The sequence below is a fragment of the Chryseobacterium sp. MEBOG06 genome, from assembly GCF_021869765.1.
In the GTDB taxonomy this organism is placed as follows: Bacteria; Bacteroidota; Bacteroidia; order Flavobacteriales; family Weeksellaceae; genus Chryseobacterium.
In genome coordinates, this window is sequence record NZ_CP084580.1 from 1,993,275 (window position 1) to 2,014,797 (window position 21,523).

The 21,523-nt window shown below is 38.3% G+C and carries 17 protein-coding genes and 1 riboswitch; of the genes, 11 read left to right on the forward strand and 6 right to left on the reverse strand.

The window, feature by feature from the left end; translation table 11 throughout:
- Positions 1-72 precede the first annotated feature (72 nt).
- Positions 73-1,002 (reverse strand): helix-turn-helix domain-containing protein, encoded by a 930-nt coding sequence (locus LF887_RS09165; protein WP_236858824.1) that lies wholly within the window; start codon positions 1,000-1,002, stop codon positions 73-75.
- A gap of 364 nt (positions 1,003-1,366) precedes the next feature.
- Between LF887_RS09165 and LF887_RS09170 the strand changes: the two genes are divergently transcribed.
- Both LF887_RS09170 and LF887_RS09175 read left to right on the forward strand, forming a co-directional pair.
- Positions 1,367-2,203: an oxidoreductase gene (locus LF887_RS09170; protein ID WP_236858825.1), complete on the forward strand. Its 837-nt coding sequence runs from the start codon at positions 1,367-1,369 to the stop codon at positions 2,201-2,203.
- Between the two features lie 2 nt (positions 2,204-2,205).
- Positions 2,206-3,411 (forward strand): MFS transporter, encoded by a 1,206-nt coding sequence (locus LF887_RS09175; protein WP_236858826.1) that lies wholly within the window; start codon positions 2,206-2,208, stop codon positions 3,409-3,411.
- Between the two features lie 284 nt (positions 3,412-3,695).
- Here the strand turns inward: LF887_RS09175 and LF887_RS09180 are convergent, their stop codons facing one another.
- From LF887_RS09180 to LF887_RS09200, 5 genes are all read right to left on the reverse strand, one after another.
- A complete protein-coding gene (locus tag LF887_RS09180) occupies positions 3,696-4,736 on the reverse strand; it encodes an aldo/keto reductase (RefSeq protein ID WP_236858827.1) in 1,041 nt (346 codons plus the stop codon).
- Between the two features lie 60 nt (positions 4,737-4,796).
- A complete protein-coding gene (locus LF887_RS09185; RefSeq protein WP_236858828.1) occupies positions 4,797-5,882 on the reverse strand; it encodes an SMP-30/gluconolactonase/LRE family protein in 1,086 nt (361 codons plus the stop codon).
- Positions 5,883-5,960: 78 nt separating this feature from the next.
- On the reverse strand, positions 5,961-6,845 hold the full coding sequence (locus tag LF887_RS09190) for a helix-turn-helix domain-containing protein (protein ID WP_236858829.1): 885 nt from the start codon (positions 6,843-6,845) through the stop codon (positions 5,961-5,963).
- A 508-nt stretch (positions 6,846-7,353) separates the two neighbouring features.
- Entirely contained in the window at positions 7,354-8,298 is a 945-nt protein-coding gene (locus LF887_RS09195) for an MBL fold metallo-hydrolase (protein WP_236858830.1), read from the reverse strand.
- A gap of 170 nt (positions 8,299-8,468) precedes the next feature.
- Positions 8,469-9,476 (reverse strand): LacI family DNA-binding transcriptional regulator, encoded by a 1,008-nt coding sequence (locus tag LF887_RS09200; RefSeq protein ID WP_236858831.1) that lies wholly within the window; start codon positions 9,474-9,476, stop codon positions 8,469-8,471.
- Positions 9,477-9,636: 160 nt separating this feature from the next.
- On the opposite strand from LF887_RS09200, the gene LF887_RS09205 reads away from it, so the two are divergent.
- The 9 genes from LF887_RS09205 (at position 9,637) to LF887_RS09245 (ending at position 21,499) form a co-directional block, all read left to right on the forward strand.
- Positions 9,637-11,073, forward strand: a complete 1,437-nt coding sequence (locus LF887_RS09205) for a mannitol dehydrogenase family protein (protein ID WP_236858832.1) — start codon at positions 9,637-9,639, stop codon at positions 11,071-11,073.
- 6 nt (positions 11,074-11,079) lie between these two features.
- A complete protein-coding gene (locus tag LF887_RS09210) occupies positions 11,080-12,426 on the forward strand; it encodes an MFS transporter (protein WP_236858833.1) in 1,347 nt (448 codons plus the stop codon).
- 61 nt (positions 12,427-12,487) lie between these two features.
- Complete coding sequence (locus LF887_RS09215) at positions 12,488-13,408, forward strand: carbohydrate kinase family protein (protein WP_236858834.1); 921 nt, start codon at positions 12,488-12,490, stop codon at positions 13,406-13,408.
- A gap of 248 nt (positions 13,409-13,656) precedes the next feature.
- Positions 13,657-13,827 (forward strand): hypothetical protein, encoded by a 171-nt coding sequence (locus LF887_RS09220; RefSeq protein ID WP_236858835.1) that lies wholly within the window; start codon positions 13,657-13,659, stop codon positions 13,825-13,827.
- A gap of 485 nt (positions 13,828-14,312) precedes the next feature.
- A riboswitch (cobalamin riboswitch) is annotated at positions 14,313-14,506 on the forward strand.
- A 454-nt stretch (positions 14,507-14,960) separates the two neighbouring features.
- Complete coding sequence (gene prpB, locus LF887_RS09225) at positions 14,961-15,857, forward strand: methylisocitrate lyase (protein WP_262912518.1); 897 nt, start codon at positions 14,961-14,963, stop codon at positions 15,855-15,857.
- 1 nt (position 15,858) lies between these two features.
- The gene (gene prpC, locus LF887_RS09230) at positions 15,859-17,013 is read left to right on the forward strand and encodes a 2-methylcitrate synthase (RefSeq protein WP_236858837.1); all 1,155 of its coding nucleotides are present in this window, start codon (positions 15,859-15,861) and stop codon (positions 17,011-17,013) included.
- A gap of 152 nt (positions 17,014-17,165) precedes the next feature.
- Positions 17,166-18,617, forward strand: coding sequence for a bifunctional 2-methylcitrate dehydratase/aconitate hydratase (locus LF887_RS09235; RefSeq protein WP_236858838.1), 1,452 nt, complete (start codon positions 17,166-17,168; stop codon positions 18,615-18,617).
- A 134-nt stretch (positions 18,618-18,751) separates the two neighbouring features.
- Entirely contained in the window at positions 18,752-20,248 is a 1,497-nt protein-coding gene (locus LF887_RS09240) for a CoA-acylating methylmalonate-semialdehyde dehydrogenase (RefSeq protein ID WP_236858839.1), read from the forward strand.
- Between the two features lie 90 nt (positions 20,249-20,338).
- Complete coding sequence (locus tag LF887_RS09245; RefSeq protein WP_236858840.1) at positions 20,339-21,499, forward strand: acyl-CoA dehydrogenase family protein; 1,161 nt, start codon at positions 20,339-20,341, stop codon at positions 21,497-21,499.
- Positions 21,500-21,523: the final 24 nt, after the last annotated feature.

The window sequence follows — 21,523 nt, forward strand, 5'->3', positions numbered from 1 at the left end:
ATAATGGTGCTAAACAGATGGTATAGCCAACCTATTTTTCAGTATGAAATAAAATTTTTCATTATAAGGATTTTACCGAGCTGCCTGTTGGTAATTTTTCCTAAAGGCCAGGGGAGAAAGCCCTATATTTTTTTTGAAAAACTGGGTGAAATTGGGTTGATCGGCAAAACCTATACTGTACCCAATCTCCTGTAGCGTCAGATCGGTCTGTATGAGCATCGCTTTTGTTTCTTCCAAAAGCCGTGTTTTAATATGGGTACTCACATTCTGGCCTGTATGTCTTTTGAGCAGTGTGTTCAGTTGATTGGGATGTATAGACAGCGAATGAGCAAATTCTTTCGCTGTTTTAATCTTGATAGGATGGTTGACATTAATCTGCGAAGTCTCATCTTCTAATAGCTGAAAGAAGTCATGGACCTGCCTGTACTCTTCAGATACCATGCCTGGAGCAGGAAAGTTGCCTACCTTTACACCTTCAATCATAACCATCTGTATATAGGTCTGAAGTCTTTCTTCGGTAAAGGTGTCCTTTGTTTTCATTTCGCCCATCATTTCTTCAAGCCAGTGGTCAAATAACGGAATATGATCATTTTTCAACTGAATAACATTTTTTTCAGATTTTGAGAAGAGCTCATAGTGTTCCATAGCCAGTTTTAGTATGGGCTTTGAGTCAATAAATTTCTTTTTGAACAGAACAAAGTATCCCTCAGCACCTTCGTCTAGATTTTTCCACGACACGATCTCATTGGGGTGCAGAAAAACAATTGTCGGATTATCCAGATAATAGGTATTCACGCCAATGGTCAGTACACTTAAGCCTTTTGAGAAATAAAGGATCTTATAAAAATCTCTGCGATTTGGGGAGAGATAATTTTTGCAGGGATCATCTTTTCGGCTTACTACCTGTATGTTGCTATTATTAAAAGACTCATGAAATACAGGTAAAATATCACCCATATTTTTTAACAGATCTATTTTTTTATTTTCAGAAGACTGTGCCATGACCTATAATTTTAATAATTACAAAGTTAGAAAATTGTCGGCTGTAGTTTTTTATGAATAACCTCTTATATTTTATGAAAATCAAATGGATTGATTCCCATTAAAATTGCAATGCAACAACTGATTGTTTCAATACACCTTAGAATATAAGTATGACTGTTATTCCTATTATATAACTCACTTATAAGATAAGGTGAAAAATATTTTTGAGCTTTCGGAAACAGATACTGCAGTTTGATATTCATAAGTCATATTACTTTTTCAATAAGGTTCAGGAATCTTAAACTGCCTAATTTTGACCTATCAATTTGAAGATAAAGTAACGACCCTAAAACGGAATATTAATTTAAATAATACAAAAAATATGAAAAATCAAAAAACATGGCTTATTACAGGAGCCTCACAAGGATTGGGATTGTTAACAGTGAAATACCTTTTAGCAAAAGATCAGATTGTAATTGCAACCACAAGGGATCGTAATCAATTTGAGCCCTCTATTTTGGAAAATAATAATCTTACAGTGATCAGTTTGGATATTACCAAAGAGAGTGAAGTAGAGGCCGCAGTGAATATGATTATTACAAAACATGGAAAAATTGATGTTTTAATAAACAATGCCGGTTATGGCTTCCTCGGAGCTGTTGAAGAAGCTTCTTCATCAGAAATTGAAAAGGTTTTTGTAGTGAATGTAATGGGAACTTTTAACCTGCTGCGGTATGTTCTTCCTTTTATGCGTCAGGAGAGAAGTGGTCATATAATCAATTTTTCTTCTGCTTCCGGCCTCGTAAGTTCTTCCGGATTTGGTATTTATAATGCGAGTAAGTATGCTGTTGAGGGATTAACTGAGGCTTTAAAACTTGATGTTGAAGGATTGGGAATCAAGGTTACATTGATAGAACCTGGTGCATTTCGTACCAATTTTTTAGGAAGCTCTCTGGGGATCGCAAAAAATGAAATCTCGGATTATGCTTCTACAGCGGGGAAATATAAAAATATTTTTCTCGGCAATAATGGCAAACAACCTGGTAATCAGGAAAAAGCGGTGGAAGCAATTGTGAAGATTACAGAAATGGAACAGCCTCCATTACGCCTGCTTTTAGGAACCGATGCCTATAAAAGGGTTCAAACGAAGATTCATCAGCTGAATGAAGAATTTGAACGTTTTAAAGAAATTACCTTTTCAACAGATTTTATAAATTAAAAATGAATAAAACAATATATGCACTCTCACTTGGTGTATTTGGCGTAGCCACAAGTGAATTTTGTGTCATTGGAATATTGCCGGCTCTGGCCAAGACTTTTAATGTTTCTATTGATACAGCAGGCTGGCTGATGAGCGGGTTTGCACTTACAGTGGCGCTTTGTGGTCCTTTCATCACAGCGCTCACCAAAAATATAAACAGAAAAACAATGTTACTTCTTGTACTCGCTACTTTTGTGATTTCCAACGTCATGTCTGCATTAGCGTCAAACTTTACAGTTTTATTAATCTCCAGAATAATACCTGCGATTTTTTATCCTGCTTTTTGGGCCATAGCGCTTACATTGGGTATGAAGCAGGTAGCTCCTAAAGACGCTCCTAAAGCTATATCTATTGTCATGATGGGTCTTAGTATTTCAACGGTGATAGGGGTGCCGTTAACCACTTATTTTGCTGATTTATTTAATTGGAAGGCATCCTTTATCATCTCTGGAATTGTTAATATTATTGCTTTTCTGAGTTTACTTGTAGTAGTACCGTCTACTCCGGTTGAAAGAACGAAAGGCAACACCCAAAACCTGGCCATATTGAAGGAGCCATTTGTATGGATAAATTATCTTTATATCCTGCTGAAAATAGCAGGGATGTTTGCTACCTATAGTTACCTTGCCGATTACTTTACCAAAATTACCCATATGAACGGGACGGAGGTAAGTTTAATGTTACTGCTGTTCGGGATAGCCGGTATCTTTGGCAATTGGATCGTAGGCAAAATGGTTAGCAAAAATGTACGCTTAGGATTTCGCTATTTTCCTGTTGCTCTTATTCTGGTGGAAATTTTGGCTTATTTCTTCGGGACCTTTTTTATCCCAATGACAGTTATTATTTTTATCTGGGGATTTGTACATACATCCGGATTTCTTATTGGAAATACTCGTGGTGCATACAAAATACCTAGAGAAACATTGGAATTTACGAATAGCTTTGTCCCGTCTTTTTTTAATTTGGGGGTAACTTTTGGAACCGTTGCCGGGGGCTGGGTAATTAAATCTACGGGTGTTCATAACATTATATGGATGAGTGTAGCATTTTTGTTGTCTGCATTTGCTTTAACTTTTGTTCATCCCAGAGTAAGAGGAATATATCAAGAGAGTAGCAACGCCGAACGTGAGGAGTCTTACTTAAGTCCTGAGCAATTGGCCCACTAAAGAGAATTTGAATAAATAATGTGATTCAATAATGAGATAATTGTTCTATTGCTTGAATAATTCCTTTGTCTGGCTCATGCTTAAATGCCCCAATAAAATTAACAGAGTAGTTTTATTGAGGCATTTTAGTTTTTTATACTTTTATTTATTTTCGGGAAGTGCCATGGCCTGTGAAAACTTTGATTATCACCCGATCAGTGTATTATAAGAAAAAGATTGAAAAAAATAGGTAAGGAATATGAAATACCTCATTTCCTTACCTTTTGATTAAAAAATAGCTTATTCTATATGAAAATATTGACTGCCGGATTTATTTTCGGACGTTCTGTCTGGTGCCAGTACGGATATGGTGCTTTTGCTTTGCTTGCATCATTAAGCCTTTGAATCTGTTCCTCAGTTAATTTCCAGCCTGTTGCTCCCAAATTATCTCTTAGCTGCTCTTCATTGCGGGCTCCGATAATCAGAGTTGAAATGGTAGGTCTTTGCAGAAGCCAGTTTAAAGCTACCTGGGGGACTGTTTTCTGCGTTTCGTCAGCAATAGCTTCCAGAACATCTGTGATACGGTAAAGATTTTCTCTTTCGATGCTGTCTTCATGTACAGGGCTTCCACCTTCTGCTACACGCCCTGAAGTAGGCCATTCTTTACTTCTGCTGAATTTACCGCCAAGTCTTCCTCCTGCAAGCGGAGACCAAACGATTGCTCCAACTTTCTGATCTTCGGCGAGTGGCATCAGTTCCCATTCATAATCTCTATTCGTTAAAGCATAATACACCTGATGGGCAATATATTTATTCCAGCCATATTTTTCAGAAATGCTCAGTGATTTCATCAGATGCCATCCTGAAAAGTTGGAACAGGCAATATAACGGATCTTTCCGGCTTCAATAAGGTCATCCAATGCTCTTAGGGTTTCTTCCACAGGAGTTACAGCATCAAAACCATGCATATGATACACATCGATATAGTCTGTATTCATCCGTTTTAAGCTTCCTTCCACCTGCTGAATGATGCGCTGGCGGGAAGATCCCTGATTGTTGGGCCCTTCACCAAAAGGAAATGTGGATTTGGTGGAAATAATAAGGTCTTCCCGTTTTTTTCCTTCGATGGCTTTCCCTAAAATTTCTTCGGAAACTCCCTGAGAATAAATATCTGCTGTATCAAAAAAATTGATTCCTGCTTCAATGCAGATGTCAATGATTCTTTTAGCATCAGCTACCTGAGTGCTTCCCCATGCTTCAAAACCATGTACTCCCCCAAAAGTTCCAGTTCCGAAGCAGAGCTCGGACACGTATAATCCTGAATTTCCTAATAGTCTGTATTCCATAATGTATTTATTTTGTATTAATTTAGATTGTTTTTTGCGATGTTTTTAGAGAAGTTTTGTTTAAAGGTGTATCTTATATATTTTGTAAGATCCTTTACGTTCACTTTTACCTTGGTGAAACTGAGGCTGCTCGTCAATACGCGAACAGCTGATGTAGAGCCATCCATCTTTAGTAATGTGATAGCTATCCGGCCATGCAAGTTCTTCATTGGCCGGGATTACGGTTTCAGTCTTCAATGACGGAGTAATACGAATGATCTTTCTTCCTTCCAGATCTCCTAAATATAGATTGCCTTTATGGTCAAAAGCCATTCCGTCACTAGTCGTAAATTTTCCGTCAAATACTACTTTCTTTTCCAGTTCCGCTTCAGATAATAATTCGTTATTCAGATCTGCTGTGGAAATATGATAAAGAGAATTATCTGTTAATGCCTTAAAATAAAGCTGTTTACCATCAGGGCTTAAAGCAATGCCATCCGACTGTACATGAAAAGGCTGGCCGTCTCTGAGCAATGTTTTCCCGTTTCTTTTTACCTGGTAGGCAGGATCGGTCTGAGTGGCTTTAGCCATATAAAGAACCTGGCGTGCCTTTCCGGATACCAGATCTACAATCACTATTCCTCCTTCATTGGAATTGGTAATATAGGCCAGTTTTTTACGGGTGTCAATCCGTGTATCATTCATATAACTTTTACCATCAGAAGCTCCCGCAAGAGGATAGACCCTCTCTACGGTATTGGTAGTAAGATTGATCTTAACCAGCTTCTGACCTTTATCGTTATCCTGAGAAGGTTGTGTAGAACCGGCATCTACTACCCACATTGAGTTCTGATCATCAATTATAACGGCCTGTACACAAAGGAAATGTTTCATTTTGTCACCCGTACCTTTCCATTCATTCCATGATTCATCCGGGAAAGGGACGGAGGTACTGGTACCTGTTACTTCTACCAGAGCATACCTGTAAGGTTCACCCCAGCGGGGATAATTGGTAAATACTCTTTCAGAGGCAGATACGGCGACTCCAGTCAGCTGGTGATCCTGATCCTCAAAAACAGTTGTTAATTTCTGAGAATGCTTTTGCTGTGCAAATAATCCTGTATATCCGAAACTTAAGACTACAGCGAATTGAATTATTTTTTTCATGTCTTATTTCTTGAAGAACGCGTGGTTACGCTTCAACAAATATCAGACATTAAAATAAAAAGGACTGTACTAAAAAATTCAAATTACTTGACTTTTAGTTTCACTGGGACTGTATCCGAAGAAACTTTTATATAATCTGGAAAAGTGGGAAACGTTTTCATAGCCAATCTCATAACATACTTCCGTGATTTGAAGTTCTGTGGTAAGAAACAGCTCACGAGCTTTTTGTAAACGTTTTTCCTGGATCCATTTTGCAGGTGTTGTATGGAAAGTGGTTTCAAAATCCCGGCGGAAACTGGATAAGCTTCTTCCTGATATGAGTGCAAGATCACTGATGGAGTAGGGTTCAAGATAATGAGCCTCCATAGTTTGCAGAAGATCAGAAGGTTCGTGTTGGTTCAGTCTTATCAGCTGTTGTAGGAACTGGGCATTCGTTTGGGAAAGATCATACAGCAGTTCAAGGATTTTCAGTTTGAATAATCCCATTTTTACCTCTTCATTATCATCGAAATAGGGTTTGAGCGATTCCAGGAATGTCTGAAGGCGTGCGCCATAGGGATGAATAAGAACCTCATCTTCGGCTACAGATGAAGTGCTGATATAGCCGTCGATCTCAATGAGCTTTATAAAGTCAACAATGATACTTTTTTTTAAAGAGAAGGAAACACTTTCATAGATGAAATCATTATGCGGATTACCACGCTTTACAAACTCCACATAGGTTGCTTTTTTGAGAAGTACCATTTCGCCTTTATGAACCAAATAGCAATCATTTCCCAACCGTACTTCATGGGTACCCTGAGTAACAAACAACAGGAAATGATCCTTCAGCATCTTCTGCTTGTGAACGGGTTGAGAATGCTCTTGTCTGCATATCTCGGTTGTCGCAATGTTCTCTGCTGTTAAAATGATATGTTCCCCCGGATGTACCTTCTTTTCTCCTGTATATTTGTCGACGTGCATATACTATATTATATAACAAAAATAAGGAAAATAAAATCTTGAATCCTACTGTCCGGATAAAAGAAAAGAAGCCTTTATAGAAGTGGTCATAATTATCAGTGATATTAGCAGGGTCTTATGGTAAAGAGCCGAACTATGAAAAAAATATCATAATAATCCATCCTTATAATAGCTCGGCAGACCCAAAAAATTATTAAAATTAATTAATTCAAACTGGAAAAAATACAGTAAAAACAGATCTGACGGATTTATTTATTGATGAATTTAAAATTAGTATTCCTACTGCTCTAAAAGCAAAATTTGATAAAATTTTTAAACATTATAACGGTTCAATAATTATTGAAGAAGAGACTTCAATGGAAGAAAATTTCAGGTGACGGTTGGATTCTCGATTTAGCTGATGGCTACTCGGTAGATAAAGACACTTCGACCGCAAATTATAAGCTTATTAAAAATTAACAAATGATTTATAAAAACAAAAATGAGACAGGCTTCTGTCTCATTTCTATTAAGGTAAACTGATTTTTTTGCCTTGTTCCGGGAAGATGTAGTTGATCTGTAAAGGATTATTTTTGAGTAATTCCTTCTTTATAATTTCCGGATTATCTTTTGTCGGTTTTCTATGAGTGACTACAATATTCAGTTTTTTCAGATTGTTTTGCCCTGTTTTTTCTTTCAGTTTTTCCAGCTCTTCTAATAAAAGATTAGGAGTAAGGTGGCCAAACAACAGGTTTTCAGGCTGGCTGTTTGGGAAAGAGACTTCAATTAATATGGTGTTAAGCTGGCCTTTTTTTACAAGCGGAGCAACACTTTCCCAAAGTTTGTCTAATTGTTGGGATTTTTCAATACGGTCGGCACCCGTATCTCCAAGATAAAGCAGATAATGATCATCTCTTCTCACCAGTACAGCACTGCTTTTATAAGGGTTAACGTGGCTCAGTTCATAAGCTTTTAAAAAAAACGGAGTCTCTTTTGCAGGAGTTTCCACCCCTTCCTGAAGTTCATTATAATGATATTTTCCTAGAATAGGCTTCTGGCCCTGATCTGCAAAATTAATCCAGGTATCTGTAATGAAATAATGATTCTGTAGAATCTGAAGCACCGGTGCAATTGCGAAGATATCTTTTTTAGAATCAGCAGGGGAGTTGATAATAAGCCCGGATAGGTGATCCAAATGACCATGAGAAATAAAATACCCCTTGATCTGATCCCGAAGAACATTTTCTTCAGGGCCATTCAGGCTTTTTAATTCAATGGCTTTCCGTATTCCTGCATTTACTGTTCCTGCATCCAGACAGATAAATGCATTATCTTTCGGTGCTCCAACTAAATAAGCGGATAGGTTATCTTCCTGCTCTCCGCCATAAATCCCCAGTGGAATAAGATCAAAATTTTGCGCCTGGCAGAAAATATGCACAACAAGAGCAAATAAAGTAAGTGCTGTTTTTTTCATTCTTTTAAAACTAGAAAACCTATACTTAGCGATAGGATAGAGCAAATTTACGTTATTTTTTATCGATTATACACTGGTTTGCCAGCAATGTCTTTTCTTAAAATGAAATTAATACCTCCTAATAATTCATTCTATATATAAGCTATCAAATCAGGTCGAGCTGCTAAAAACTAAAGAGTAGAACCTCTGTATACAAGCTCTGCATCCATTAAGACTGTTCTGCCGGGTTTTGAGTGGTCTTTTATTTTTTCCAGAATTAATTCCGCAGCCGCTTTACCCATCTTTACCAGTGGCTGTTGTACACTCGTTAGTTGAGGGTAGGTCATGGTTGATAATTCCGTGCCGGAAAAGCTGGTAACGGCTACATCACCGGGAATTTTTATGTTATGCTCAAAAAGATAGTTCATAGCTCCAATGGCCAGGGTATCAGTGAACGCAAAAATACCGTCAAATTCTATATTTTTCTGCAATAATTGCTCTGCTGCATTTCTGCCGTGTTCAAAAGTCATTCCTTCCGTTTTTACAATCAGCTGCTCATCAAAAATATTGTATTTATTCAGAATTCTTTTATATCCGTTCAGCCTTTCTATGACATTGCGGATGGTAGGTGGACCCATAATGTAAGCGATCCTTTTTCTTCCTGTTTTGATCAGGTATTCCACCATCAGGGATGCCTGGACATAATCATCTACAATCACCTTGGAAACATCCAGAGAATTATCAGGAATTCTGTCGAAAAAAACTAATGGAGTTCCCTGATTGATGATGCGCTGGTAGATATCATTATTATGCGTTTCATGACATAAATTGATAATGATGCCATCCACATCAAAACTTTCCAGAAGCTGGAGATTTTTTCGTTCAATGACAGGATTTTCGTCACACTGGGTAATCACCAGCCTATAGCCCAGAGGATACATTATATTCTGAATTCCTTCAAGAACTTTTGCTGAAAAAGGGGTTACCATTTCAGGCACTACGACACCTATCGTCTTTGACTGTCCGGACTTTAAATTTAAAGCCGTAAGGTTCGGTTTATATCCTAACTGACCGGCTGCATCCAGTACCCGTTTCCGGGTTTCTTCATTAACATTTTTATCGTTCAGGAGCGCCCGGGAGATCGTAGACGTAGATAATGACAAAAATTTTGATAGATCTTTAATGGTAATACGTTTCATTGGGCCATCTTTGGGGATAAAATTAGTGAAAAAATCGGCAATTGGGAACGTGCCCGGGATTTTGAGAACGTTCCCAGTGTAAATTTTTCAAAAAAAACAAATGATAAACTGTTTGTTAATATAGTTTTAACACATTGATTAAATACTATTAATTCTCTATATGAATGCAATTTCTTATCATTACGATACTCAAAAAATAACGTCCGGAATTTTACACATTGGCGTAGGAAACTTCCATCGTGCCCACCAGCAGTTTTATACCAACATTTTACTGGAATCCGAGGATCAGCGGCAGTGGGGAATATGTGGTGTATGTCTGCTGCCTTCAGATGAAAAAATTGTTCGTGATCTGAGAGCTCAGAATCTTGAGTATACACTTACGGTGTGCGGAAGAACGGGAACTGACCAGGTTTATAAAATAGGATCATTAAACGAACTCATCTGGGGAATAGAAGATCCTGAGGCCGTAAAAGAGAAAATTGCTGACACCAATGTGAAAATAATCAGCTTAACGATCACAGAAGGCGGTTATAATCTGAATAAAGAAACAGGAGAATTTCTTTTACATGATCCGAAAATACAGCACGACTTACAGAGTCCGGAAACTCCTTCCACTGTTTTCGGGTTTATTGCAGAAGGATTACGCCTCAGAAAAATGAGAAATAGCGGAGGAATTACCATACTTTCCTGTGATAACCTTCAGCATAACGGTAATACAGCCAAAAGAGCTTTTACAGCATTTATAGAAGCCGTAGACAAAGAACTTGCGGAATGGGTGAATACCAATGTTACTTTCCCCAACAGTATGGTGGACAGAATTACTCCTTCCACAACATCTGAAGACATTATCCGGCTGAACCGCAACAGCGGAATTGATGATCTGGCTCCCGTTTACTGTGAAGATTTTGAACAATGGGTGATAGAGGACAATTTTATTGCCGGAAGGCCTGCCTGGGAGAAAGCAGGAGTAGAATTTACCAATGATGTGACCGCTTTTGAAAATATGAAACTTAGTCTTTTAAATGCTTCACATACGCTGTTGTCTTATCCTTCTTTTCTGATGGGGTACCGAAAAGTGGACCAGGCAATGGAAAATCAGACTATTATAAAATTTATCCGCGATTTCATGGATACTGATATCACTCCTTTTGTTCCCGCTCCTGAAAATACAGATCTCAATGAATACAAAAACACACTTATCGAAAGATTTTCCAATCATAGTGTGAGTGACCAGGTGAGCCGTCTGTGTTTTGATGGAATTTCAAAATTTCCTGTGTATATTATCCCTAATCTTGATAATATGATCAAAGCTGATGCCGATCTTGTCCGCCCTGCTTTTCTGATTGCTTCCTACAGGCATTATCTGAAGTATAAAACTGATGATTCTGGCAGTTCCTATGAAATTGCAGAGCCGTGGCTTACAGCAAATGATGAAAACCTGATCAAAAGCCAGGAACCACTTGACTTTCTAGAATTATCAGCTTTTAAAGGAACGAATCTTAAGGACTCAAATAAATTTACAGGCTTATATACGGGTTTTGTGAGTGCAATAAAAGAAGAAGGATGTGGTCCTGTTTTAAAATCAATTATAAAATAAGTTGCCATGATCACACCAACTGATATAAAGTCTTCGGGAGGAAAGTCTGATAATCCCATTCTTCCCTTTGCGATCATTACATTTATTTACTTTATCGTTGGGTTTCTGACTACGGTAAATGAACAGCTGCAGGCTCCTTTGAAGTTCACTTTTCTCAGTCATGCAGGAAGCCTCAAAAATACATTTACGACAATGACTACCTTTTTCTTTTTTCTGGGTTACCTGCTGAATGGGACACTGGGAAGTAAATGGGTAAATGCTTTTGGATATAAAAATACCATTCTCAGGGGGCTTTTGTTTATGATTTCAGGACTGTTTATGTATCTGTCTTCATCATGGTTCGGATCTCAGTATCCCGATTTGAAATTCGGTATTAAAGATGCCGTCATTCCTTTTGCATTTGTGATTTTTGTTGTAGGATCTTATCTGATGGGAACTTCTGCAGCGATTATTCAGGTGGTTGTGAATCCTTATGCAGCCTCTTACGAAATGAAAGGTACTCAGCCTGTTCAGCGTCTGAATATTTTAACGGCCATTAACTCTATAGGAACTACTTCAGCACCTTTTTTTGTCACAGTTGTAATGTTCAGCGGTATTTCGATAGAAAGTATTGAGATAAGACAATTGCTGTTTCCGCTTTCAATGCTTATCCTGTGTATCCTGATCATTATTATGGTAACTAAAAGGCTTTATCTGCCGGATATTGCGAACACAAGAGCTGCAGATGGTGAAAAACTGGAGAGAAGTATCTGGTCATTCCGGCATTTTGTATTGGGAGTTCTTGCAATATTCTTTTATGTGGGAACAGAGGTGGCTATCGGAGCCAATATTAATCTTTATGCTTTTGAGCTTATGGATTCGGGACACCCGATCAGTTTCTTTGGTAAAACAGATATTATCATTGGCGGAGTTGATTTTGGAATTCATGCTTTGTTGTCTACACTTTATTGGGGTGGATTTCTTGTAGGAAGATCTGTATCAAGCTTTTTTAACAAAATATCTGCGAGAGCTCAGCTGATTGTAACAACTATTTTAGCGGGTGTATTTGCTTTGGTTTCTATGGTTACTCAGAATCTCTGGTTTCTGGTGGCTATCGGTCTTCTGCATTCATCTATGTGGAGCTGTATATATTCACTCTCTATAAAAGGGTTAAACAAATATACCTCAAAAGCTTCAGGAATATTTATTTCTGCCGTATTTGGAGGAGCCGTTTTTACGCTTATTCAGGGAGGTCTGGCAGATGTTTTCGGGTCCTGGAGATGGACATGGTTTCTTACGGTAATCTGTGAATTACTGATGCTTTGCTATGCCCTGTTCGGTTCCAGAATAAGAGAAAAAGATATCGTAAGCTGATAATCACTTTTCTCAGCTATCTTTAGTCTATCAACACTAGAAAAATATAATTCAATTAATAATGGAAGAAAAAAAACATAAAATAGTCTGTTTTGGAGAAGTTCTTTGGGATATATTTCCCGGGGCTCAAAGAAGAATCGGGGGAGCACCCTTCAATGTGGCGTACCACCTTTTTAAAATGGGTCTAAATGTAGAGATGATCAGCAGCGTAGGAGATGATGAACCTGGTCACGAATTGCTGCAAAAGATTAAAAACTGGCAGATTCCTACAGATACTATTCAGATCAATCAGGAATATCCTACAAGCACTGTTGTTGCTACTGTGGATGAAAATAACGATGCCCATTATGATATTGTAGAAAATGTAGCCTGGGATTTTATAGGAACGACACCTGAAAATCTTAAGTCTGCCAGAACAGCAGATGCTTTGGTCTTTGGAACATTGGCTGCCCGAAATGAAAAAACAAAAAATACATTATTTGAACTGCTTGAAACAGGAAGTTATAATGTTTTCGATATCAATCTGAGAGCACCTTATTACGATATCAGAATTATTAACGAACTGCTGCATAAAACTCATTTGGCAAAATTCAATAAAGCAGAACTGAGGATGGTTCTGGACTTTCTAGATAAAGAATATAAAACCGAAGAAGACAGTATCAGATATCTGCAGGACAAATTCGGGATTCGGGAAATTATTATTTCTAAAGGAAGTAAAGGAGCATTGTATGCTATAGATGATCGTTTTTATCTCTATCCTACAATCCCGGTTGAGGTTAAAGATACGGTGGGAAGCGGAGATTCATTTTTGGCAGGATTTTTATCCAAAAGGATCGGGAATGAAGCTTCTGCTCATGAGATTATGACTCAGGCGGTTTCACTGGGGGCCTTTATTACTTCACAGGAAGGCGCCTGCCCGGAATATACTTTAAAAGATTTTAAAAGATTTAAAAACCGTTATCCCGTTACTGCTCTCAGCTAAGGTTCAAAACATGAACTCAAACATTACAACCGGAACAGCTAAAGGAATACTGATCCTTTAGCTGTTCTTATTTTATTGGAAAAATATTTTTTGTATCTTGGTTATTTATACTGTTGGATGTTTTAGCTCAACAATTTAGTATAAATTTCGTAACCTTTAAATCTAAATAACCAATAGAAAATAAACTGAATGAGTTAAACAATCAGGAACTGATAGAAAGAGCGAAAAAAGCCAGTTCAAACAAAATAATGAATGCAGTGATAGTAGGGTTTATGGCTGGTATTTCTATTTACAGTACAGTGAAAAATGGCTTTGGATTCTTTACATTTTTACCTGTTGTTTTTATTCCTTTTGTCATAAATTCAAAAAAAGTCGACTGGGAATTACAGGAAGAGCTAAAATCTAGAGATTTAAAATAAAATAATATTTCCGCTTGTTGAAAGCGGTAAAAAATAAGTTTTGGCCCATTGCTAAAAGCAATGGGCCGAAACTTATTTTAAAGTAAAATGTCTTACGATAAAGTCTCTGAAAATACAATTTCAGTAAAGTTTTCAGTAAAAATTTCAGACACTCAATACGGATTTTACCTATGCGAAAATTTCAGAAAATACTTTTGTAAAAAAGGGCAAAAATTTCCTTGAAAACATCTGTTATTTGTGAATGTCAAGCAAAGGTAAAATAAGGTTTTTATTTAGGTTGGTTTAATATTTTACCGTCATATCTTATGAATTTAGTAACGAAAAATTAATGTTATTGCCTAAATTGTAATGTCTGAACTGTTAATTGTGTTTTTTTAAATGATACATTTACAGTTGATTAGCTTGGAATAATTATTGTTTGCATAAAATCTCTTGGTCATTTTCATAAAATACTTATATTTACCACCAAGGAGTTCTTAACACCTTCTTTATCAACCGAAAATGGTTACACTTAGCTGTGTATTAAAAGGGAATCGTGTGCAAATCACGAACTGTCGCGCAACTGTAAGTAACGGATAAGGTTTTTATCAAAATAAAGGTCCACTGTATACCCGGGATATGGGAAGGACGATAAAAACTGTTACAAGTCAGGAGACCTGCCTATTTCGAATTGACGATGCTTTCGCGGTCTGAAGCTTATAGTCAGGTATGATACGATATGGATAACATTTTGGTCAAAAATCTTTGTCAGGTCATGTTATTTTGTGATACAAATAGGTAATGGAGCAGTATGCTTTTTCATTATGCTATCGTTCACCGTATTTTCCTTTTCCATAGTTTTCTTTCCCAAAGGTATTGTGAAGTTTATCAGGAACTTTTTATTAATCAACATAAAAAGTTAAAAAGTGTATCTATCCGATCTCGATTATTTATGCAGGAGCAGCAGACTTGGAAACAAACAGGTTTGCAGGAACTTAATTATTCAAAATTCCGAATTTCGGAAAACGGAGAGCATTACTTTGCTTCTCTTCCGTTCATTACTTTTTATCGCCCATCATTGGATAGAGCTGCTTACTGCAATGTTTGTCTATTGTCTTCTACGAACAAATTTCAACTAAACAATAAATATTATAATGACTAAAAGTGAAAGTTTGAAGTCTCCCGGTATGAAATTTCGGGAGGCCATGGAAAAAGAAAGTCCTCTTCAGATTGTTGGAACTATTAATGCCAATCATGCGTTACTCGCACAGCAGGCTGGCTTCAATGCTATTTATCTTTCCGGTGGAGGTGTGGCGGCAGGTTCTTTAGGAATTCCGGATCTGGGAATTACGACGCTGGAAGATGTTTTAATAGACGTTCAGCGTATTACCAATGTTTGCGACCTCCCGTTAATGGTAGATGTAGACACTGGATTTGGTCCTTCTGCATTTAATGTGGCAAGAACGGTGAAATCATTGATCAAGGCCGGAGCAGCCGCATTACATATTGAAGATCAGGTAGGTGCAAAGCGCTGCGGACACCGCCCTGGAAAGGAAGTGGTAAGCAAAGAAGAAATGGTAGACAGACTGAAGGCTGCTGCGGATGCCCGTAGTGATGATAATTTTGTAATTGGCGCCAGAACAGATGCTTTCGCTAATGAAGGTCTTGAAAAGACACTGGAAAGAGCAGTAGCTTACAAAGAGGCCGGAGCAGATTTTATTTTTGCAGAAGCCGTTCCGGACCTAACCTTTTATCAAAAATTTGTTGATGCCACAGGAATCCCAGTATTAGCCAATATAACAGAATTCGGAATGATTGAAATGTATACTGTAGAAGAATTGAAAAATGCAGGGGTAGGGTTGATTCTTTATCCACTTTCTGCGTTCCGTGCGGCTAACAAAGCAGCTCAGAATGTATACGAACATCTCCGTAAAGAAGGCACACAAGCCAATGTACTGGATACGATGCAAACAAGGGAAGAGCTCTATAAAAGCATCGGATATTATAATTACGAACAAAAATTAGATAACCTTTTTAAACAAAATAATTGATATGTCAACGAGCACCGAACCAACATTTAAACCTAAAAAGAGCGTCGCTCTTTCGGGTGTCACAGCAGGGAATACAGCGCTTTGTAGTGTAGGAAAGAGCGGAAACGATCTTCATTACAGAGGATATGATATTCTGGATCTGGCAGAAAAAACAGAGTTTGAGGAAGTTGCTTATCTTCTGATATACGGCCAGCTGCCTACCGCCTCCCAGTTGAAAAACTATAAAGCAAAATTAAAGTCTCTAAGAGGATTGCCTCATTCTGTAAGAAATATTTTAAAGAGTATTCCCGCAGCAGCACACCCAATGGATGTCATGCGCTCAATGGTATCTGCAGTCGGAAGTATTCAGCCGGAAAAAGATGATCATAATATGGCAGGAGCAAGAGATATTGCGGACAAACTTCTGGCATCATTTAGCTCAGGGCTATTATATTGGTATCACTATACTCATAATGGTAAAGAAATCAATGTTGAAACAGATGATGACACTATTGGTGGGCATTTCTTACACCTGTTGCATGGCAAAAAAGCTCCTGATTCCTGGGTAAAGGCAATGGAAATATCTCTAAATCTTTATGCTGAGCACGAGTTTAATGCGTCCACTTTTACTGCACGTGTCATTGCGGGAACAGCTTCCGATTTTTATTCTTGTATAACAGGGGCTATTGGTGCTTTGCGAGGGCCAAAGCATGGAGGAGCCAACGAAGTAGCATTTGAAATTCAAAGCCGTTACAATTCCCCGGATGAAGCAGAAGCAGATATCCGTAAGCGTATCGCCAATAAAGAAGTCATCATTGGATTCGGGCATCCGGTATATACCATCTCAGACCCAAGAAACGTGGTGATCAAAAAGGTAGCTAAGCAGCTTTCTGAAGAAGCCGGAGATATGCTGCTGTATAATATCGCAGAAAGACTGGAAACCGTCATGTGGGAAGAAAAGAAGATGTTCCCGAATCTTGACTGGTTTTCCGCCGTTTCTTATCACTTAATGGGAGTTCCTACTCTGATGTTCACTCCTCTATTTGTTATTTCAAGAGTAACAGGATGGAGTGCCCACATCATAGAGCAAAGACAGGATGGGAAGATCATCCGACCGAGTGCCAATTATACAGGCCCTGAAAACAAAGAATTTATATCTATCAACGAGAGGAAATAGTTCAAAGTTGAAAATTGAAAGTGAAAAATGGAAAATTAATTATTAATAATGCCCAGACTAAACTCTGTAAGCAGTTGGTGATCAGTTTTTAACTCCCCACTTTCAATTCTTATCCTCAATTCTCAATTAATCAAAATTTTCAATTATAAAAAATGAGCTCACACATTTCAAACGAAAGACCACAACCGGACAACGTATTAGCAGATATTGCAGACTATGTATTAAACTACGAAATTAAAAATGATTTAGCCTGGAAGACTGCTCACTACTGTCTTTTAGACACAATCGGGTGTGGCCTGGAAGCATTGACTTATCCGGCATGTACAAAACTTTTAGGACCTATAGTAAAGGGGACTATCGTTCCAAACGGAGCAAAAGTTCCTGGTACACAATTTCAGCTAGACCCTGTTCAGGCAGCATTCAATATCGGAGCTATTATCCGTTGGCTGGATTTCAATGATACCTGGCTGGCCGCAGAATGGGGACATCCGTCGGACAATCTTGGAGGAATCTTAGCAACAGCAGACTGGTTATCCAGAACCAATATGGCAGAAGGAAAAGCTCCTCTAAAAATGAAACAGGTGCTGGAGGCAATGATCATGGCTCACGAAATTCAGGGAGTAATGGCGTTGGAAAACTCGTTCAATAAAGTTGGCTTAGACCATGTATTACTGGTAAAACTGGCTTCAACAGCAGTCGTTGGAAAACTGATCGGCCTGAACCGTGATGAAATAATCAATGCCGTATCATTAGCATTTGTTGACGGGCAGTCTTTGAGAACTTACCGACATGCTCCGAATACAGGTTCGCGTAAGTCATGGGCTGCAGGAGATGCCACCTCAAGAGCAGTACGTCTTGCCTTGATCGCTAAAACAGGTGAAATGGGATATCCATCTGTTTTAACAGCAAAAACATGGGGATTCTATGATGTTTCTTTCAAAGGAAATGAGTTTAAATTTCAGAGAGACTACAGTTCTTATGTGATGGAAAATGTACTCTTCAAAATTTCTTTCCCTGCAGAATTTCATTCACAGACAGCAGTAGAAGCAGCAATGACATTACACAAAAAATTAAAAGACCTTGGAAAAACAACAGATGATATTAAAAAACTTACAATACGTACTCACGAAGCTGCTATAAGAATTATTGATAAAAAAGGACCATTAAACAATCCTGCAGACCGTGACCACTGTATCCAATACATGGTTGCCGTTCCATTGATTTACGGCAGACTCACTGCGGCAGACTATGAAGATAATATTGCTTCAGATCCCGGAATTGATATTCTTCGTGATAAAATTGAATGCGTAGAAGATGTTCAGTTTACAACAGATTACCATGATCCGGAAAAACGCTCCATTGCCAATGCGATGACTATAGAATTGAACGATGGGACTATCCTGGATGAAATTGTAGTAGAATATCCTATTGGCCACAAGCGTAGAAGAGAAGAAGGTATTCCTGAGCTGATCAAAAAATATAAAGTCAATCTCGCCCGTATCTTCCCTGAAAAACAACAGAGAACAATTCTTGAAAATTCCTTGGAATATGATGTACTGATCAACCTTGATGTCAATGAATTTGTTGATCTTTTAGTAATTTAAAAATGAAAGGATAAGAGTTGAAAATTGAAAATGAAAAGTTATTAAACATATAGAGGTTGAGGTGTTATTGCATTTCCCATTCTCCATTTTTCAATTTCCATTTTCAACTCTCTATTCTCCACTAAAAAAAATCTATGTCACAAAAAATAAAAATATTAGTTAATGGAAATTTTACAGAAAGTACAACTAAAAACTATCTTCCTGTAGAAAATCCTGCTTCACAGGAAATTCTGGCGGAAGTTCCTCTTACAGAACTATCCGAAATAGATGAAGCTATTGAAGCGGCAAAAGAAGCTTTCAAAACATGGAAAGAAGTAGCCACTCCCGAAAGAGCAAGGCTGTTTCTGAAGTACCAGCAGCTCCTAAAGGAAAACCAAAAAGAAATTGCCGAAATTCTGTCCAGAGAAAACGGAAAAACCTTTGCTGATGCTATGGGAGACGTATGGCGCGGAATAGAAGTGGTGGAACATGCCTGTAATATTCCAACTCTGATGATGGGGGAGACCGTAGAAAATGTAGCACGAGGAGTTGATACATACAGTTATATACAGCCTCTTGGAGTTTGTGCGGGAATTACACCTTTCAACTTTCCTGCAATGATTCCTTTGTGGATGTTTCCTATGGCCATTGCCTGTGGTAATGCATTTATCTTAAAGCCTTCAGAGCAGACTCCTATGACCTCCATGAAAATGGCAGAGCTGTTTTTAGAGGCAGGATTCCCCAAAGGAGTCCTGAATATTGTTCACGGTTCAAAAGATCAGGTTAACCATATCTTAAACCATCCTGACATCAGGGCTATTTCGTTTGTGGGTTCTGTTCCGGTTGCTGAACATGTTTACCGTACAGGAACAGACAATCTGAAAAGAGTTCAGGCTTTTGGAGGAGCAAAAAATCATATGGTGGTAATGCCCGATGCCAATAAAGGGCAGGTGATCAATAACCTTGTAGGAGCTTCCTGTGGTGCAGCTGGTCAGCGTTGTATGGCAATCAGTGTTGCTGTATTGGTAGGTGAGGCTCAGAATTGGGTAGAAGATATTAAAACGGCTTTAGGAACCATCAAACCTGGAGTATGGTCTGATGAATCTGCAGCTTTCGGCCCATTGATTAATCAGCAATCTAAAGAAAAAGTTCTGAGATTAATTAAAAGTGCATACGATCAGGGAGCTGAAGTATTATTAGACGGAAGCAACTGTAAAGTAGAAGGGTATGAGAAAGGCTATTTTGTAGGACCAACCTTATTTAATAATGTATCCGTTGATATGGATATCTACAAAGAAGAAATTTTCGGACCTGCATTATTATTGCTAAAGGCGGAAACTTTAGATGAAGCAATCAGGATCATTAATGAAAATCCTTACGGAAACGGAACTTCGATCTTTACCAACTCCGGAGCCGCTGCCAGAAAATTCCAGCACGAGATTGAGGTAGGACAGATTGGAGTGAATCTTTCTATTCCTGTACCATTGCCGTTTTTTTCTTTCACAGGATGGAGGAAATCATTCTTCGGCGACTTACATTCCTACGGGAAACAGGGCGTTCGTTTCTATACTGAAACCAAGACTATTACTGCCCGCTGGTTTGAAGAAGACGTACCGGGAGGTCATGTGAATATGACAATAAATCTTAAATAGTGAAAAATTGAAAGTTGAGAATTGAAAATGATTTTCATTCTCTGCCAATAATTTTCAATTCTCAATTAAAACAATTTTTAATTAAAGGAAATGGAGTTTAACCTAAGTCAAGACCAACTGGCATTCCAGGATGCAGCTAGAAAATTTGCTGAAAAAGAGCTGTTTCCCTATGCCTCTGAGTGGGATGCCCAAAAGAAATTTCCCAGAGAAGCTATCGCTAAAGCAGGAGAGCTGGGATTCTGCGGAGTTTATACAAGTGAGGAAGCCGGAGGATTGGGACTATCACGATTGGATGCTGCCATTATATTTGAAGAATTGGCTGCTGCCTGTCCTTCAACCACAGCCTATATTACCATACATAATATGGTTTCATGGATGGTGGATGAATTTGGGAATGAAGAGATTCGCAAAGAATTGTGTCCGGATCTGGCATCAGGTAAACTATTGGGTTCTTACTGCCTTACCGAACCGGGCTCAGGCTCAGATGCGGCAGGACTGAAAACTACAGCCGTAAAAAACGGAAGTCAATACGTTATTAACGGAACCAAAGCGTTTATTTCTGGAGCCGGAGAAAGCGATATACTTATTGTGATGGCCCGTACAGGTGCATCAGGCACGAAAGGAATCAGTGCTTTTGCTGTACCTTCTGATACTAAAGGAATCAGCTTTGGAGAAAAAGAAAAAAAACTGGGTTGGAATACTCAGCCAACTCGTTTTGTATTTTTAGACGATGTTGAGGTAGACGAAAAATATCTTTTAGGTAAATTAGGCGAAGGATTTAAAATTGCACTGAAAGGGTTGGACGGAGGCCGTATCAATATAGGAACCTGCTCTGTAGGTGCAGCTCAGGGCGCTGTTAATCAGGCTCAGCGTTATATGCATGAAAGGCAGCAATTCGGGAAGTCTTTGGCTCAGTTTCAGTCGCTTCAGTTTAAAATTGCGGATATGGCCACAGAACTGGTTGCAGCCCGCCAAATGGTACAACTGGCAGCATTTAAGCTTGATTCCAAAGACGTTAATGCTACAACCTATTGTGCAATGGCCAAAAGGCTGGCTACTGATATGAGTTTTAATATTTGTAATGAAGCCCTTCAGATCTTAGGAGGCTATGGATGTACACAGGATTTTCCGGTAGAAAGATTAATGCGTGATGCCAGAGTACATCAGGTTGTAGAAGGAACCAATGAAATTATGAAACTGGTCATCTCAAGAAAAATTCTTGAAGAAGGAGCTACTTTGCAGATAAGATAATTAATGAATTGAAAAATGAGGAAA